Below are 17,539 nucleotides of genomic sequence, written 5' to 3'. Positions count from 1 at the left end.
AAGATCATCATGAACAAGACCACCCACACACTCGCACTCGTCTCCGCCTTGCTCGCAGGCTCCGCCGCACAAGCACATGTCGTTCTGCCCGCAGGCGGCGCAAATGTCGGCAGCAATTACGACGCCGCATTCCGCGTGGGCCATGCGTGCAAGGACGCCAAGGCGACCACGGCCATCGAAGTCGAACTGCCCAAGGCCTTTCAGTTCAAGGAAGCCGTTGCGCGCAGCGGCTGGAAGCTGGCCACGCCCAAAGCGGGCGCACAAGGCGGCGTCGTGCGCTGGGAAGCCGACAGCGCAGCAACCGCCTTGCCCGGCACCGAGAAAACCACCTTCGTCGTGCGCGGCGTGCTGCCCTCGACCGCACAGACGCTGCATTTCCCAGTTCATCAAATCTGCGACGTGGGTCGTGCGGATTGGGCACAGATTCCAACGGCTGCCAACGCCAACGACAAACTGGAATTCCCCGCAGCACGCCTTGACGTGCTGCCCGACAACGTGGCCGCCATCGATGTGCGCGATGCCTGGGTGCGCGCAGCCGTCCCCGGCCAAAGCGGCACGGGCGCATTCCTGACCGTGCAAGCACCGCAAGGCGCCAAGCTGGTGGCGGTGAAATCGGCGGCCGCAGGCGTGGTTGAGATTCACGAGATGAAGCTCGAAAACGATGTGATGAAAATGCGCGCCATTCCCGCGCTCGAGCTGCCTGCGGGCGAGCAGGTCAAGCTCGCGCCCGGCGGCTTGCATCTGATGATGATGGATCTGAAGCAGCCCATCACGGCAGGCCAGACGCTGAACTTCACGCTCACGCTCGAAGACGCCAACGGCAAGCGCCGCGAGCGTCAGATCGAAGCGCAGGTGCGCAGCGGTGCCACTGCAGGGCAGGATGGCAGACACGGCGCACACCAGCACCACTGATCGCCTGCGGATGGATTGCATCCGAAATGGGAAGGACTGATTCAACCATTCGATTCAGTCTTTCGACCCATATGGTCAACGGCATTGCCTGACAATCGGGGCGTTTTCAAGTCCCCCTTGTCAGGAGTCCGCCATGTCCCAAGATGCAGCGCTGATGCGCCAAGCCGTGCAGCTCGCACACGCCAATCGCCTGCGAGGCGGCCGCCCCTTTGGTGCGGTGCTGACACGGGGATCTGAAGTCCTTGCCACCGGCATCAACGACATCATCCAGTCGCACGACCCGAGCACGCATGCCGAAATGCAGGCCATTCGCGCAGCTACGCAGGCGCAGAAAAATCCATCGCTCGCCGGTTGCACCATCTACGCCAGCGGTCACCCCTGCCCCATGTGCCTTGCTGCACTCGTGATGACGGGTGTGGAGCAGGTTTTCTTCGCGTTCGACAACAACGACGCAGCGCCCTACAACCTGTCGAGCGAAGGCACCTACCAGCGACTGCGGCTCAGTCTGAATCCGCCGCCACTTCCGATTGCGCGCGTGGACACTGGCATCACCGCCGCGCAGCTTTATGGCGATGCGCCTTGGCCTGAAGAAGACATGAAGTAAGCGCCGATGCAAAGCCCACAACCAGACAACACCAAGGCCGCATCGCTGTCCCCCACCTTCTGGGTGTTGGTGGTCATTGCCATCACCATCAACCTGCGCCCTTTTCTCACGGCCATCGGCCCACTGGGAAGCACCATCCAGACCGCCACCGGCATGAGCCTGAGTCAGCTTTCGTGGCTCACCTTGCTGCCCATGGCCTTGATGGGCGCAGGCGCATGGATTGCACCCGCCGCACTGCAAAGATTCGGTGCGCGCAATGCGATCTGCGGATCGCTGCTGCTGATTGCGCTGGGCTGTGCCTTGCGAATGCAAGGTGGAAATGCCGCAGTGCTGCTTGCCACAGCGGCACTTTGCGGCGCAGGCGTAGCGCTCATTCAAGGCATTCTGCCGGGCGCGATCAAACGCGAATCGCCACGCCATGTCGCACAGATGATGGGCCTGTACTCCTGCGCACTCATGGGCGGCGGTGCATTCGGCGCGCAGATTTCTCCGCTGGCTGTTCAATGGGGTTGGGACTGGCGAGCAGCACTTGCGCTGTGGACCATCCCCGTGCTTATTGCCATTCCACTCGCCTGGTATGCATTTGGCCAAATTCAGAAATCACTGAATAGAACCGTCGTAAGCCATGCGCAACCGCAGACCAACGACACCCGCTGGCTGATCAGCCGCCCTCGTACCTGGACGCTCATGGCCTGCTTTGGCCTCGTCAACGGCGGCTATGCAGCGGTCGTCGCGTGGCTCGCCCCCTACTACCAAACGCACGGCTGGAGCGCCTCCAGCAGCGGCATGCTGGTCGCAATTCTTTCCGTCGCACAGGCCGCAGCAGCACTCACCCTGCCCATGCTTGCCGCCCGCCATGCAGACCGCAGACCATGGATCGCATTCACCCTGCTCTGCCAGATCGTTGGATTCTCCTTGTTGATCTGGCAACCCGATGCTGCCCCCTTGCTCAACGCCGTCGTACTCGGCATCGGCCTGGGCGGCTGCTTCGCACTGATGATGGTGGTGGCGCTCGACCACCTGCCATCCCCATCGCAGGCCGGAGCACTCAATGCGCTCATGCAAGGCGGCGGGTTCCTCCTCTCGTCGCTCGCCCCCTGGGTGATCGCGCAATTGCACGAAGCCACCGAAAAGTTTGAAGCGGGATGGGCTTATCAGCTCGGTTGCGTCTGCATAGTGTGTGTGCTGGTGAGCAGACTTTCGCCAACCCGTTACGCATCGGCCATGAAAGCCCATTGAATCCCGAAATCACCAAAGAAAAAGGAGCGAGTCCGATGTGAACTCGCTCCTTTTTTAGCTTCTATTGCCAACCGCTACTGGTTGATCAATTCGCGCCAGCTCATGCGCTTACCCTTGGGCTTGGGTGTCGTGGTCGGAATTGGAATGTCCTTCGGCTTTTCCGGATACGCGCTTGGCGACACGTGGCTGGTCACATTGCCATCCTTGGTGGCACTCAGGTCGTTGCCCATGATCAGACCGTCCGTCACTGGCACACCTGCGGGACCTTCTCCACCCGGCCCCTCGTTCACCGGGCCACCTGTCTGGAAGTTGATGTAGTTGATCCAACCCATACCACCGGAAACGCATGGTTCATTCGAAGGTATGTTGCTGGCCACCACCAAGGTGGAGGCTGCAATGCGCAGATCCACATTGACACGCTCACCCGTGGTCGGCAGATCGATGTACCAACCCTTGGCGTTGTCTTTGCAGTCGTTCGTCGCGCTGGTGCACTGGAGCGTACGAGACAGCACCGTGCCATTGGGTCCTGTCACGTCTTTCAGCTTCGATACCTTGAGCGTGGAACGCAACGACGTGCCGGAGCCAAAACTGGCCACCTGATCGTCGAACCCGTAGATCGTCTGCTGGGCTGTGGTGGACAGGTCACCCACCCCCAGCAGCTTGCCCGTCGCCACCAGAATGCGCGGTAACGTGATGCCCGACTGACCTTGCACCAATTCCACGCGTGTGGTGATGGGCTGCGGTTTGCCGCCGGAATCGGTCAGTTGAACGACCTTGTGAACATCAAAGCTGCCGCTGCCGGTGTTCCACTGGAAGCGCCAGATATTGCCCAGAATGTCGCCGCCATAAAGCAGATTGGTGGTGTTGTCGCCCGATGGGTCCTTCACGAAGTTGTTCAACTCCTTCAATCCGGAGCCAGAGGTCGTGATGGTCTGGATCACGGCTCCTGTGCTGGCATTCAGAACATAGACCCGCCCCACGCCATCGCTGTTGTTGTAGCCCGAGGTCAGGAACACGGCCCACGTGCCATCCGGCAGTTTGGACACCAGTGGCCTGCCATAGCTCTGGCCCATGGTGGGGATGTTGGTCTGCCACAGGCCCACGGGGGCTTCTGGATTGGAAATATCCAGCGCATAGTAGCCCTTGCCGCCCTTGTTGAAGCCGCCCACGAGGATCGTCTTCCAGACGTTGCCGACCTTGATGTCGGCCTGGACCGGAGAGCCATCCACAAAATAGCGGTGCGAGCTCTCGTATTCCGTGCTGGCCAGACGTGGCATCTCGGGCATGACGGCTGTAGGCACAAAGGCCCAAGCCTCGCGCGCAGCAACGGGTACCGTCACGCCGCCGACTGTCATGGTCTTGCTCAGATCGGCCTCGGCATAGAAGGCATGCAGCATGCCGTCGTTGCCACCCACGTAGACCATGGGCTTGCGATTTTGCGCGGTCCCCTTGTAGGTTGCGTAGCCTTCGTCCTTGTACTGGCGCATCGGACGAGTCACGAACAGCGGCTGCGATCCAATGATGTCGCCCAAGCGGCTGTCGCGTGTGCGGTAGAGCTTGTTCAGATCATTCTTCACATAGCCTTCTGCGGTGCGATCACCACGCAGGAAGTCGACCAGCTTCTGGCCCATGGCGGCCGATTTCTGTGCAGCGGACATCTGCCCCACCTGCGCCATCTTCGACTCTGCTGTCGCACCCACGAAATTGCTTTGCAGAGCGCCCAGGTTGGCCCACTTGAAAGGCTTCAGCGTTGTCCCATCCATGTAATAGATGGAGCGTTCATCGTTGGCCAGATTGCGGTAGTCCAAACGGTCCTTGGCGGACCAATTGGCAATCTGGGTGCGAATGCCGGATGTCACGTTGATGGTGTAGGCCAGCATGTCCCCCGTCCAACTGCCGCTGCGATACAGCGCGCCATACGCGAAGTTGTTGTCGGCTTGCACCACGGCAGAGGAGATGGCAACGCCCGCGCCCGAACCAATGGCTGCCCGGATATCTGCGAACACCTGTCCCAGACCGGTTTCAATGGACTTGGGATCGTTGGCGCTGAAGTAGCGCCCCCGGCCATTCACGGCGGTGTGCCAGAAGTCGTCGATGGACTGTGGTTTTTCGTAGAGGCCTAATCCGTCGGGCCATTGAGGCCAAGTCTTGGCACCCGTGCGCAAGTCGGCAAAGACGCCCGCACCATTCTTGTAGTCCTTGTCGAATTTCAACGAACCCGACACGCCCATGCCGATCACATAAGTCGTCATGTGTTGCCATTTGACTTTGTCGTCCTCGGCACCGGTACCCGCGGGCTTGACCAGGTCATCCCAACCTCGTGGCGTGGACGATGCAGCTCCCGGACGCAGATCGGTTGCATAGTAGTACTGCGCCACGTCGGCGAGCGAATTGCTGCTTCCCCCAAAGGGCTTGTAGTCGATAATCTGTTCGCAAGGCAATTTGGTACATGCCTGATGCGTCGAAGGCAGAGCCCCCCAAGCCGTTGTACCCGGCTGAGGGCGGCCATCGGCTGGTTGCGTGATGCTCAGTTGCTCGGGTGGATAGCAGACTGCTGGAGACTCCAAATCGCCACTGAACGATACATCAAGTATCGACGTCGGAGCGCCAGTGGGCACCGTGCCGACCAGACTGAACTCGTTGGTGAAGGCTCTACCGGTAAACACCTTCTTCTTGCCAAGATATTTTTGGCACGTTGCGGCTGGGCAATTGGCAGGTTGGGTGGGCACGATAACAGTATTACCCTGGCCAATGCCGGTGCAATCAGTCACCTTGTTGGTGGCAGGATCGTAGCCCGGCACGCACAACTGACCTTCCGGCACATTGACGGTGGTGACGGTCTTGGTACAGGTTGTCTTGACGCCGTTCGCGTCCGTGCCGGACTCGCATTGCGCATAGTCGGCAGCCGTCTGGAAGTACGTCAAACCACCGGCCGTGCTCGCATCCACCTTGCTGCAACTGCTGGTGGTGTAGTTGTTCGCAGCCACTGGATTGGGGCCGCCCAGCACGCCGGCCAGCGCAGCCTCGCAGGTGCCGTAGGCCATATCCTGCGTCTGGTCGAAGTCCCGGCAGTTGCTTGAGTTGGCGCCGTTGCCCGTGCAACTCGCCACTGGCGTGCTCGGCTCATTGGCCGCCACGCAACTGACTTGCAGGAATGGAGCCGCAGTGCCCGCACTGTTTGCGCATGTGGCCACCTTGGTCGGACCTGTATACGCTGTGTTGCAGGCAATCTGGAGACAGCCGTTGGCGGCCTCAGGCGCTTGCCCGACGCATGAACCCAGTGCGACTGTGCCGCTTGCTGGAACAGGGTTGTTTTCAGTACCTGCAGCAGGCGTACAAGTGCCTTGGCTCGCGTCGGCGCATTCGATGCCCACCCATCCGGTTGCGGCGGTTGGTGCCTTGGGCACGCAGGCGCTGTTCGCGGTATAGCCACCATAGCGAAGTACACATGCCATTCCAGCCGCTGCGTTGTTCACGCAGGACGAGGAACCCTGCTGAACGGGACCACTCCATGTCACCGAAGAACCCGTGCACTCAACGTAGTAGCTGCCGCTGACCCCATTGGTACAGGCGTTGGGAGCGACCTGTGACGTCAATTTGGGGGCGCCACGCGCCACGCAGGTTCGCTCCAACTGAGTGCCCTGGTCCGGCAAGGGCCCTGCCGCGCACTGCGCAACCCAAGTCGAGCTGTTCTTTTTGGTGCACTCTGTGTATTGGTTGTTGGCACCCGCGTTCAAGATGGGCGCTGTGGTGATCGCGCAGCTGTTGTCAGTGACGTTGGTTTCGTCTGCCTTGGCGCATGTCGTGGATTTGTAGCCATTCGTGGCGTTTCCAGTGGAGTTGGAGCACTGATTTGCCGTGACATAGGAAATCGACTCATTGCTGGAAACGCAGTTCGAGTAAATCACTTTCGTGACATCACCACCGGCGGCGATGATCGCGGCCTTCAGATTCGGATCAATGGCGCCGCACGATTGAACGGGCCCTGAATAGGCTGCAACCGCGCTTCCTTCACACTGAATTGTCCCCTTCCCGGGTACGAAAGCGCCATTTTTTGCCGGGCAGTTTTCAGCATAATCAGCCACTGCCTGCTCGGTCATGCATTCGATCTTATAGCCCTGCGGATCAGCAGCCGTAGGTGAGCAAGACTGCACAACTTCCCAACCTTTTTCTGCATCGTTACCCACCCGCTTACAACCGCCGGGCATTGGATCACACACAGCCTTGTCGGTAGTCTTGATGGCATTTTCGCCCACGGCCTGATTTATGTACCAGTAAAAATATTTTAACTGACTCACTTTCGTAGCTGTAGCACGCGTGTACGGTGTTTGTGTCTGGGTACTCCATTTGGATGTGGCCTTGTAACGGTACTGATTTTTGTTGATATACGAGAACAGAATTTGTTGCTGGTAACTGTTTTTCGTGACTTTACCCGTGCTTTGTGCATACCAATAAGGACGCTCGCTCTTGGGAAAATTCCACTCCAGAACTTTGCTGTAGGTGCGGGTCTGCTGGGCAGTGCTTTTTTTCCACCAAGTGAAATCAGCAATGAGCTGCTTTTTCGTCATCACGTCTTTTTCGATGACTTTCTTGTAAATCGTCTCGGTCTTTGTGCCTGCGGCAGGCGTCGTCACCTTCCATCCGAGCGTGCAATCTTCCGTGCTATAGGTGACCGTGGCATCGTGCACCTGCTTCTTGCCGCTGCTCGAGCCATCGAAAATCGGGCGTGGAATCAATCCATCGGCACCCGTAAGCAACAACGGTGGGCCATCTTGTTGCCCCACCAAATTCTTGCCGTCGATTTGCAGGGGGCCACTGGTCTCCTGAGCCACGTTCCAATAACCGTCGGTTGTCACAATGGCGTAATGACGCTGGCACGCCGACACGACCGGATCGACATACGGGGTCATGGTGTCATTGATGCTGTCGCTCTTGCCTGCGTAGTACCGACCCACCCGAGCCAATCCCTCGCGCGTGGGAGAAGAACCGCCTGTCTTGATGGCCTGGATAGCCGAGAACCACTCAATCTTTGACTGACCACCAAAGTCCTGCACAGGAATAAACCGAGAGTACTTCTTGATAGCCTCGTCAGTAAGGTTGGGCTTCGCTACAGTCATAAAGCCCACTCGAAAATTGTCGCTCAACGGAGAGAATGCCAAACCCACCGATGACTTGGCCATGTTGATGCGTGTCCGGTAGTAGCTGTACCAGATAGCAAAATTTTGCTGCTCAGTCGCAGAAATCACCGTACGAACCCAATATCCGGCAGGAGATGCCTCGACGACGGGATCGGCATTGGGATTGCCCGCCGTACCCACGATGGCAGGACTTTGATTGAGGGTTCCGTCGTCCACGTGGATGGCCGTAATGCCAGTCCTGTTGCATGCACCTGTGGATTCAGACGCAGCCTCGAAATGCGGCTCCGGTCTGCCAGCGACCGCGTTGTTGGCTACCCATGCGAAATAGTAGGCAGGCTGCGGCTTATCCGTGTAGTCGCGATAAGTTCGCGTGGTGGATTCATAGGCTTGGAAGTTGCTAGACAGATCAACCGTTCCCAATGACTGATCATAACCATCCCTCCAAGCCGATGTAAAAGCGGGCAGAGGCATGTCCGAGCCATTGGCGGCCTTGGGTAAAGAATAGACAGTGCTCGGGTTGTAGTAAAGCGTGTTGCAAAGCGCGCTCTTGTAGCCCATCGGGAAAAAGGTCACCTCATAGTTTTCCCAATCATCGGGCATGTGCGTCCACTTCATCGAGTCCGAAGTATCGAGCAGCAGCATCACATTGGGCTTGTTCTGATCGGCATAGGTCGCCACAGGGACGTCGGTGATGTCCACCGTTTCCGTGCCTGACGATTGGGCCACCACAATCCCGCCGCAGACCAGTCCCGCAATGGCCGCAGTCACGCCCAGCGGAGCCAGCCAACGCGATTTCCACGAGCGCTTTTGCCCGTGCGACCCATCCCGGTTTGTGCTTGATGTGTTTTGCATATGCACCCTCTCGTCCTGTGAATTCCTGAATGCCTCGGACTGCGTCCGCGCTGTGTCTTTATCGGATTCGTTCATGATCAATAGACACTCATCTGCACGTAGCTCAGCGTGTCGCGAGGTCCCTTGACCTGCGCCGTGATCCGGTACATCGGTTGCTGATTGCAAAGCATGACGCTCCCCAGCGACTCGGTCGATCCGGGACAGCCTGCACCCTGGGGCATGACGCACTGCTGCCCGGTGATGTTGACGGCCCCCGTCTGACGGCACAAACGATGGATCAGGTAATGCACCTCATTGCCCACATCGCTCAGGTTGCCGTTGCTGTTGCCGTTGCCGCCCAAATTCACTGGCGAAGCAACGGGTGCTGTGCTCCATGGCATGTCCTTGGCGGCCAGCTTGGGATCGACGCTGGCGTAGTAACCCGACGCTGCGTTGTCCACTCCCAGTTGATCAGGCCCGGTGGCATAGATCACCTCCAGTTGGGCCAGACCGGTTTCCAGACCCAGATCCGCGCCGGAAGTGGCTGATTGCTTGAGCGCCAGACTGCCCGAGACACCAGCACCCAACGAACTGGTTCGCACCAGTGCCAGCCCGGTGATCGTCATGACCAGCAGCACCACAAGCGCGACCAGCAAGGTCACGCCGCGCTGCGAGGGCATGCCACCAGCAAAGGCTCGGCGGCCACGAGAAAGGAGTTGCATGTCCTTCATAGGATTTGTCCCCAGATGGTGTTGCGCAGCGGAATCACGGTTTCATAGACGCGAAAGCGGTAGTGCTTCCAATCGCTGTCCACGGCACTCACATCGAACTCCTTGGCGCCATTGGCCCAGCGCGGTTTTTCTGTCGTGACTTCGTCTTTTTCGTATTGAGAGGTACGCACCAGCACCGCAATCCGCACAGCAATCAATCGCCCCAGATTGGGCTGTGTCGGAGTCGTCGCGGTCCACTCGTTGGATTGATCGATCTTGCCGCTGGAGTCAAGGTCATATCCATACTCGGCAACCATCTGCAGCACATCCTGCGCCACCGGCACGGCAGCGTCTTCTGTTTCTTCCAACGCGTTGTAGCGCAGAAGCCGGTTGTCCTTGAGCTTCCAGACCGACAGCGTTGGCTTGGGCCCAAGGCTGTAGATCCAACCCTCACCCAAACTGGTGAGGCCACCATCGAGCATGTTGTTGTCCGAGCCATTGTGAGAAGCCGTCGTTGCAACGCCTGTATAGAAGTTCGTGTAGCTCGTGGCAGTGTGCTGAACGTTTGGATAGATCTCCGTCAGCCCGGAGGAGGGCAAGGTCACCACATCGCCAACGCCTTTGGTGACCTCCATCATCAGGCAATCGGTCGTGTTGGTGTCCTTGGTGCCAACCATCACATCACCGGCCTGGAAGCCGGCGTTGGATTTCTCCATCTTGAATTCGCCGCTCTGACTTCCTGTGAAGCGCGCACCGACAAACATGTTGGACGAAGAACCGGTCAGCACCCAAATTTCCTTGCCGTCCTTGATTTCCACTGGCTGAAAGGGAAACTCGAACTCGGCCGGACTGCGCGCAGTGTTCGTTGCCTTGACCTTGCAACCCAGAAAAGTCGTGTCGAGGCTTGCAAATCCGAGGCCCGCCGAACGAATCTCGCGCTCTATGGCAAACAAAGCCAAGGCACCCGCGCTTTGCGCCTGACTGACGGCCGCCACGGTGCGACGCCTGCCCTCGGACACGGCAAACAACTGGTAGATCGCAAGCAGGGTCAACAGCCCGATCACCAGCCCCACCATGAGCTCGATGATGGAAAAGCCTTGGACACGTGCAAGCGACGTACGTCGTGATGGTGTGTAGATCCTCATGAATGGTGACTCCCTCTGCGTCTTATTGCACGAAGGCTTGGATCTGGTAATTCCGCTTGTCCCCATCATTGGGGCCTTGCCAGCACAACGTGACTGTGACTCTGTTGATGTTGTTGATGGATTCCACCTTCACCTGCTGACCGTCGTCCTCCGCGCCAGGCAGACCGGCCACCTTTTGCAGGTCGCCGCGCGCGCCCATCAGCAACTGCCCCACGGGGGATGATTGGTTCACCGTGCTGCCGCTGAATGTGCATGGCTTTGCCCCGGAGGCCTGGTGTTCGAATGCTTTCAGGGAATTGGCCAGAGTGGCGTCACTGGTCCGATCCACACCCAGCGAGATCGTCTGCACGATCTGTTCGGCAAACATCCCTGCCTCGGTTCGGTACTGCGCCTGCCCCGCCAGATTGGTGGACTTCGCAAGCAGCCCCGCGATCCCGATGATGCCCAGCATCACAATCATGATGGAGACCAATGCTTCGAGCATCACCACGCCGCGCTGCGGCCCGCGATGAGCACGCATCTTGACCGCATTGGTTCCGCGATGGGTCAAACCGGTTTTCAGCATTTGCGGTTGTCTCCAGCAGTAGTGATGGAGGGGTCGCACACGCGAACCTGCCCTCCACGCGAAACCAACACATTCAGACAGCGCTGCACGCCGCCCGCTGCAAGGCATGAGTTTTCATTGACTGGCAAAAACTGAACCGTGTTGTCCGCCGAAGCAGCGCCCAGCGCATTGAAAGTGACCATCATGGCATCGGCTTTGACGGTCAGCTTTTCAGCTGCCTCAGCCGATTTGGCTGCGATGCTCCCGCCGCCGGAATTCACCGACCAGCCCCGATTCGAATTGGTCAATGTGATCACCACATCGGCGTTTCGGCGCAATGCCTCAGTACGCGCCAACTGGGCACCGTCGTAGTACGACTGCGCCGTGACACGGATTCGGGTGTCCAGCAAATAGGTGTTGATGCTGGGCATGGCCATCAGCAGCAAGAACGCCATGATGCCCAGCGCCACCAGCAATTCAATCAAGGTGAATCCACGCTCGCGTGGAAACATCGCGGTGGGGTTGCCTGACATCAGCAACTCCCGTCCTTGCGGGCCGACCAGCAGTTGCTTCCAGCCGTCCAGCCGGTTTGAGTACCCGTCGTCTGACGCGTACCGCTCTGGTCCAGCGTGAAGACGAACCCCTGCATGCGCCCCGTGCCCGTTGCGGTGACCGTGAATGTCGACTTGGCCAAATTGCAGCTGTAGCTGAACCGTACCGTCGTAGGGGGCGGTGGCGCGACTGTGCCAGCCACACACGCCCCTTCATAGGTTCGCTTGTCCTGAAAGTACTGCTCGAGCTTGCCCCCCATGTCCGCCAGTGGCACCAGGCCATCCACGATCTGGCCGCGTTTGACGTATTCGCTGTAGTTGGGCAATGCAATCGCAGCAAGAATCGCCACCAGGCTGACCACGACCATGATTTCAATCAGCGTGAATCCACGCTGGCGTCGGGACTGAGCGGTCATCAACCGATCACGCAACGCACAAGCCGTCCGCGTACCCAGGCTGGATCGCAGCGAAAACAAGTTGAGAGGTGATCTGTTGAGGTGTTTCATTGATGAAAATTACAAATCAATACTGAATGTCTATTAATTTAACTCAATTGATACCAATTTTTCAATAGCCATACACAATCGAAAATTGAATCTTTGTCAATACGCACACCGGGTGTTCGGGTGCAAGAGCCCCATCAGCTCTGACTCTGCAGACTTTTGAGAGGCTTTCAAACGACTGTGCCCAATGTTCTGTCCGTACGCCCTCGCCGCCCAAAACGAACTATTGGAAATATTTGTAATTTGAACTTTAGCTATCACACTGGCAAATGCCAGTCACATACCGACAAACGGTAACGTTGAACCGCCGAACGAGCTATTAACAATTGATTTGCAATTAATAATGTTAATTACAAGGGTGCAGGGTTAACAATCCGCCACTCCGCGCGTGGGCGGCGTCAGCCATTCACTGCATCAGCGGCGTGTTCCGGGCTTCATCACGCCGCATTCCTTCAACGCCTGCAGCAGGATGAAAAATGCCGACTGCATCGTGTCTTCGGGAATGGCGGCATAGCCCAGCAGCAGGCCTTTGGCGGGCTCTGGCGAGCGGTAGTAGCGCGACAACGGTCGGCCCAGAACGCCGCGTGATTGCAGCGTCTGCGCGAGTTGCACGTCGTCGAAATGATCGGGCAGGCGCAGCACGAGTTGCAGGCCGGCCTGGCTGTCCGGTTCGATCAGAAATTCCTCGCCCAAGTAACGCAGGATCAGCGTGCGCAGCCATTCGCGGCGGCGGCCGTAGAGCACGCGCATCTTGCGAATGTGGGCGGCGTAGTGGCCTTCGCGGATCAGCTCGGCCAGCGCGAGTTGCGTGACCACGTGGCCTTCGCGGTACAGTTCGGCGTGCATGCGGCGCATGGGGGTGACCAGCTCCGGCGGCAGCACCATGTAGCCCACGCGCAAGCCCGGGAAAAGCGTCTTGCTGAAGGTGCCAATGTAGATGACAGGGGCGTCCTGCTCAAGGCCCTGCATAGCGGGAATCGGTCGGCTGGCGAAGCGGAATTCGCTGTCGTAGTCGTCCTCCAGAATCCACGCGCCATGCTTGCGTGCATAGGCCAGCAGCGCCTTGCGGCGCGCGAGGCTCATCACCGTGCCCAGCGGGTACTGGTGCGATGGCGTCACGCAGATCAACTTCGGCGGCGTGGCCTGCTCGTCAAGCGTGATGCCTTCGTCATCGACCGCACGCCCCACAACTTCGACGCCCGGCGACATGCGCAGCACGTTGGCAATGCCCCAGTAGCCGGGGTCCTCCATCCAGACGGAATCTTCCGGATCGACCAGCGTGCGCACGGTCAGATCAACGGCCTGGTGCACGCCTTCGGTGATGAGGATCTGCTCGGGCGTGCATTGCACCGACCGCGCCACGCGCAGATAGTCGACCAGCGCCTGCTTGAGCGGCAGCGCGCCGCCAGCCGTGTCATAGGTCAGCATCTCGGGCTGCGCGTGACGCCACAGACGGTTCAGGATGCGCGCATAGACGGCGCGCGGAAACTGCGACACGTCCGGCACGCCTGGCATGAACGCGCCCCACTGGCGATCCGCCGCCGAGGCATGGGCCAGCACCTGCTGCGCGCCTTTGGACAGAACCACTTCGCGATGGCGGAGCGGCGTTGGTGCTGCGGCCATCCGGCTCGCGCGCGCGGTACGGGATACACGCGGCGCGCGCAACAGCGACTCGGGCGTGGTCTGCGCCACAAAGGTGCCACTGCCCACATGGCTGACCAGATAGCCCTCGACGCGCAACTGCTCGTAGGCATGCAGCGCCGTGTTGCGCGACACGTCGAGCCCCTTCATCAGATCGCGCGTGGCAGGCAGGCGCTCGCCGGGTTTCAGCGCTCCCGTCGCAATGCCTTCGCGCAGCAAGGCGCAGAGCTGTTCCACCAAAGTGAGGCGCGCGCCCTGCTGTTCCGCCAGCGCCGAACCCCAGCCCTTTTGCAGCAACCAATCAACGCACACCGAACTCTTTGCCATGGAACCGTTTCCTTCCGTTTTTTGCCAACCCAAATTGGCCCCCTATTTTCTCGCAAAAGTGGAACCATTCAAGGAGCTAATTTAACGTTCAATGGAGTCCTGTCGATTCACCAATCAACCCAACAATTCACCCAAGGATTTCTCATGACCACCAATGCCGAACTCAAGAACCGCCGCCTTGCCGCCGCCCCCCGTGGCGTGGGCGTGATGTGTGACTTTCACGCTGCGCAGGCCGACAACGCGCTGATCACCGACGTCGAAGGCAAGCAGTACATCGACTTCGCCGCTGGCATCGCCGTGCTGAACACCGGCCACCGCCACCCACGCATCGTCAAGGCCGTGCAGGAACAGCTCACGCACTTCACGCACACGGCCTACCAGATCGTCCCCTACGAAAGCGCCATTGCGCTGGCCGAGCGCATCAACGCGCTGGCGCCCATCGACGGCCCTGCCAAGACTGCCTTCTTCACCACGGGCGTGGAAGCCGTTGAAAACGCGGTGAAGATCGCCCGCTACGCCACCGGCCGCTCGGCCGTCATCGCGTTTCAGGGCGCGTTCCACGGCCGCACGCTGATGGGTTTGACGCTGACCGGCAAGGTCAACCCGTACAAGGCCGGCTTCGGCACCATGATGAGCGACGTCTACCACGTGCCATTCCCGACGAACGGCGTGAGCGTGGATGACAGCCTCGACGCCATCACCACCCTGTTCAAGACCGACGTGGACCCACGCCGCGTGGCCGCCATCATTCTGGAGCCCGTGCAAGGCGAAGGCGGCTTCAACCCCGTGCCGACCGCGCTGTTCGAAGGCCTGCGCCAAATCTGCGACGCCAACGGAATCCTGCTGATCGCCGACGAAGTGCAGACCGGCTTTGCCCGCACCGGCAAGCTGTTCGCGATGGAACACCACACCGTCAAGGTCGACCTGATCACCATGGCCAAGAGCCTGGGCGGCGGCATGCCGATCTCCGGCGTCGTGGGCCGCGCCGAAGTGATGGACGCCCCCAACCCCGGCGGCCTCGGCGGCACCTATGCAGCCAACCCGCTGGCCGTGGCCGCAGCCCACGCCGTGATCGACGTGATCGCCGAAGAAAAGCTGTGTGACCGCGCCGTGCAACTGGGCGAGCGCCTGCAGGCACGCCTGAAGACCATCCAGTCCAAGGACGCAGGCATCGCCGAAGTGCGCGGCTTGGGCTCCATGGTCGCCGTCGAATTCCGCAACGCCGACACCAAGGCCCCCGACGCCGACCGAGTCAATGCCATCGTCAAGGCAGCCCTCGCCAATGGCCTGCTGCTGCTGACCTGCGGCCTGTACGGCAACGTGATCCGCTTCCTGTATCCGCTGACGATCGAAGACGCACTGTTCGACAAGGCGCTCGACATCATCGAAGGCGCGATCAAGGGCTAAAAAGGAAAGCAAAAAAGACCGGGGAATTGCGCGAAGCGCCAGCAAGCTATGCAGCGCGCACAACACTCCGATCCATAGCCACAACGCCAAGACAGCCCTTCAGACGCGACGCGAAGCCGCAGACAGTATGCCGATACGGCAAGGCTTCGCAACAAAGTATGAAGGGCTGCATTGGCGCGCCCGCACGAATAGCCAATCGAAGCCGAACAGGCTTCGCCGCCAACAACAAAATAGACAAGACAAGACAAAAAATGACCATCGAACTCCAACGCCCTGACCTGCTCCGCCAGGCTTGCTTGCTGGCCTCAGGCTGGCACGAAGCCGACACCGCAAAGAACAAACTCGAAGTCCGCAATCCGGCAACGGGCGAACTCATCGGTTTCATCCCCAAGTTGAGCTACGACGAAACCACCGCCGCCATCGCCGCTGCCGAAGCGGCCCTCCCCGCCTGGTCCGCCCGCACAGCAGCCGAACGCGCCACCCTCCTGCGTCGCTGGCACGGCCTGATGCTCACCCATCAGGAAGACCTCGCCCGCATCATGACGCTCGAACAAGGCAAACCTCTGGCCGAAGCGCGCGGTGAAATCGGCTACGCAGCCTCGTTCATCGAATGGTTTGCCGAAGAAGGCAAGCGCATCGATGGCGAAATCCTGCAAACGCCCAAGAAGGGCCAGCACCTGCTCGTCACCCGCCAACCGATTGGCGTCTGCGCGGCCATCACCCCGTGGAATTTCCCCGCCGCAATGATCACCCGCAAGGCCGGCCCCGCACTCGCCGCCGGTTGCACCATGGTGCTCAAGCCAGCTGAAAACACGCCTTACAGCGCCATGGCGCTCGGCGTGCTGGCGCTGGAAGCGGGCATCCCCGCAGGCGTGCTGCAGATCATCACCGGCGACGCCCCCGGCATCGGCCGCGCCCTGACCGAAAGCCCCGTGGTTCGCAAACTCAGCTTCACCGGCTCCACCCAGACCGGCCGCCTGCTGATGCGCCAAAGTGCCGACACGGTCAAGAAACTCTCGCTCGAACTCGGCGGCAACGCCCCGCTCATCGTGTTCGAAGACGCCGACATCGACCGCGCCATCGCAGGCATCCTGGCCTCCAAGTTCCGCAACGTCGGCCAGACCTGCGTGTGCGCCAACCGCATCTATGTGCACGACAGCATCTACGACGAAGTCGCCCAACGCCTGACCGCTGAAGTCGAAAAATTCAAGGTCGGCAACGGCTTTGACGCAGGCGTGACCCACGGCCCGATGATCAACGAAGCGGCAGTCACCAAGGTCGAACGCCACATCGCCGACGCCGTCGAGCGCGGCGCCAAACTGCTCACCGGCGGCCAACGCCACCCACTCGGCCAAAGCTTCTTCACGCCCACAGTGCTTGCCGACGTGACCGACGAGATGCTGGTCTGCAGCGAAGAAACCTTCGGCCCGATCGCACCGCTGTTCCGCTTCAAGGACGAAACCGAAGTTGTGCACCGCGCCAACGACACGATCTTCGGCCTGGCCGCCTACGTATTCACCGAAGACCAACGCCGCATCTGGCGCGTATCGGCATCGCTCGAATACGGCATGGTGGGCGTGAACACGGGTTTGATTTCCAACGAAGTGGCTCCCTTCGGCGGAGTCAAACAATCAGGCCTCGGCCGCGAAGGATCGCGACATGGAATCGAAGACTATCTGGAGCTGAAATACGTCTGCGTTCAAGTCGATTGAATCATTCCGCATAAGATCCAACACTTCATGGTTTGCGCCGAGGCGAGAAGTAGACGTGATGCAGAAATTCTCAAAAAAATTCATGTTTTCTTTTGAGTCCTGATTTTCGCGCTATAATTTCAGCTTCCCTGAAAGCCCAGATGGCGGAATTGGTAGACGCACTAGTTTCAGGTACTAGCGAGTAACATCGTGGAGGTTCGAGTCCTCTTCTGGGCACCAAACATGAAAAGCTGTTGAATGAAAATTCAACAGCTTTTTTCGTTTCTGCGGACTCT

At 59.6% G+C, this 17,539-nt stretch carries 12 protein-coding genes and 1 tRNA gene; 6 read left to right on the top strand and 7 right to left on the bottom strand.

The features are described 5' to 3' along the window. Positions 1–9: 9 nt before the first annotated feature. The 3 genes from G7048_RS28545 to G7048_RS20880 all read left to right on the top strand — a co-directional run bounded on the left by G7048_RS28545 (position 10) and on the right by G7048_RS20880 (position 2,755). Entirely contained in the window at positions 10–912 is a 903-nt protein-coding gene (locus G7048_RS28545; RefSeq protein ID WP_240933053.1) for a copper chaperone PCu(A)C, read from the top strand. A 154-nt stretch (positions 913–1,066) separates the two neighbouring features. Continuing rightward, positions 1,067–1,516, top strand: coding sequence for a nucleoside deaminase (locus tag G7048_RS20885; RefSeq protein ID WP_240933353.1), 450 nt, complete (start codon positions 1,067–1,069; stop codon positions 1,514–1,516). Positions 1,517–1,522: 6 nt separating this feature from the next. Beyond that, positions 1,523–2,755 carry a cyanate transporter gene (locus G7048_RS20880; protein ID WP_166069979.1) on the top strand — a complete coding sequence of 411 codons (1,233 nt, stop codon included), beginning with the start codon at positions 1,523–1,525 and terminating at the stop codon, positions 2,753–2,755. A 74-nt stretch (positions 2,756–2,829) separates the two neighbouring features. Here G7048_RS20880 and G7048_RS20875 read toward each other — a convergent pair whose 3' ends face one another. From G7048_RS20875 to G7048_RS20845, 7 genes are all read right to left on the bottom strand, one after another. Next, positions 2,830–8,745 (bottom strand): PilC/PilY family type IV pilus protein, encoded by a 5,916-nt coding sequence (locus G7048_RS20875; RefSeq protein WP_166069978.1) that lies wholly within the window; start codon positions 8,743–8,745, stop codon positions 2,830–2,832. Positions 8,746–8,822: 77 nt separating this feature from the next. Next, positions 8,823–9,446 (bottom strand): PilX N-terminal domain-containing pilus assembly protein, encoded by a 624-nt coding sequence (locus tag G7048_RS20870; protein ID WP_166069977.1) that lies wholly within the window; start codon positions 9,444–9,446, stop codon positions 8,823–8,825. A gap of 5 nt (positions 9,447–9,451) precedes the next feature. Beyond that, positions 9,452–10,579: a PilW family protein gene (locus G7048_RS20865; RefSeq protein ID WP_166069976.1), complete on the bottom strand. Its 1,128-nt coding sequence runs from the start codon at positions 10,577–10,579 to the stop codon at positions 9,452–9,454. Between the two features lie 22 nt (positions 10,580–10,601). Continuing rightward, on the bottom strand, positions 10,602–11,144 hold the full coding sequence (locus G7048_RS20860) for a hypothetical protein (protein ID WP_166069975.1): 543 nt from the start codon (positions 11,142–11,144) through the stop codon (positions 10,602–10,604). Continuing rightward, positions 11,138–11,656, bottom strand: a complete 519-nt coding sequence (locus G7048_RS20855) for a GspH/FimT family pseudopilin (RefSeq protein WP_166071095.1) — start codon at positions 11,654–11,656, stop codon at positions 11,138–11,140. Before G7048_RS20855 ends, G7048_RS20860 begins: the two co-directional genes overlap by 7 nt. Next, entirely contained in the window at positions 11,656–12,090 is a 435-nt protein-coding gene (locus G7048_RS20850) for a type IV pilin protein (protein WP_166069974.1), read from the bottom strand. Before G7048_RS20850 ends, G7048_RS20855 begins: the two co-directional genes overlap by 1 nt. Positions 12,091–12,591: 501 nt before the next feature. Beyond that, positions 12,592–14,145, bottom strand: a complete 1,554-nt coding sequence (locus G7048_RS20845; RefSeq protein WP_166069973.1) for a PLP-dependent aminotransferase family protein — start codon at positions 14,143–14,145, stop codon at positions 12,592–12,594. Positions 14,146–14,289: 144 nt separating this feature from the next. On the opposite strand from G7048_RS20845, the gene gabT reads away from it, so the two are divergent. The 3 genes from gabT to G7048_RS20830 all read left to right on the top strand — a co-directional run bounded on the left by gabT (position 14,290) and on the right by G7048_RS20830 (position 17,483). Beyond that, positions 14,290–15,552, top strand: a complete 1,263-nt coding sequence (gene gabT, locus G7048_RS20840; RefSeq protein ID WP_166069972.1) for a 4-aminobutyrate--2-oxoglutarate transaminase — start codon at positions 14,290–14,292, stop codon at positions 15,550–15,552. 251 nt (positions 15,553–15,803) lie between these two features. Continuing rightward, positions 15,804–17,264, top strand: a complete 1,461-nt coding sequence (locus G7048_RS20835; RefSeq protein ID WP_166069971.1) for an NAD-dependent succinate-semialdehyde dehydrogenase — start codon at positions 15,804–15,806, stop codon at positions 17,262–17,264. A gap of 134 nt (positions 17,265–17,398) precedes the next feature. Further along, positions 17,399–17,483, top strand: a tRNA-Leu gene (locus tag G7048_RS20830). Positions 17,484–17,539: the final 56 nt, after the last annotated feature.

It is taken from the genome of Diaphorobacter sp. HDW4B, from assembly GCF_011305535.1.
Classification (GTDB): Bacteria; Pseudomonadota; Gammaproteobacteria; order Burkholderiales; family Burkholderiaceae_C; genus Diaphorobacter_A.
The sequence above is the reverse complement of the archived record's forward strand: the minus strand, read 5'-3'. Positions and strand labels throughout refer to the sequence as shown.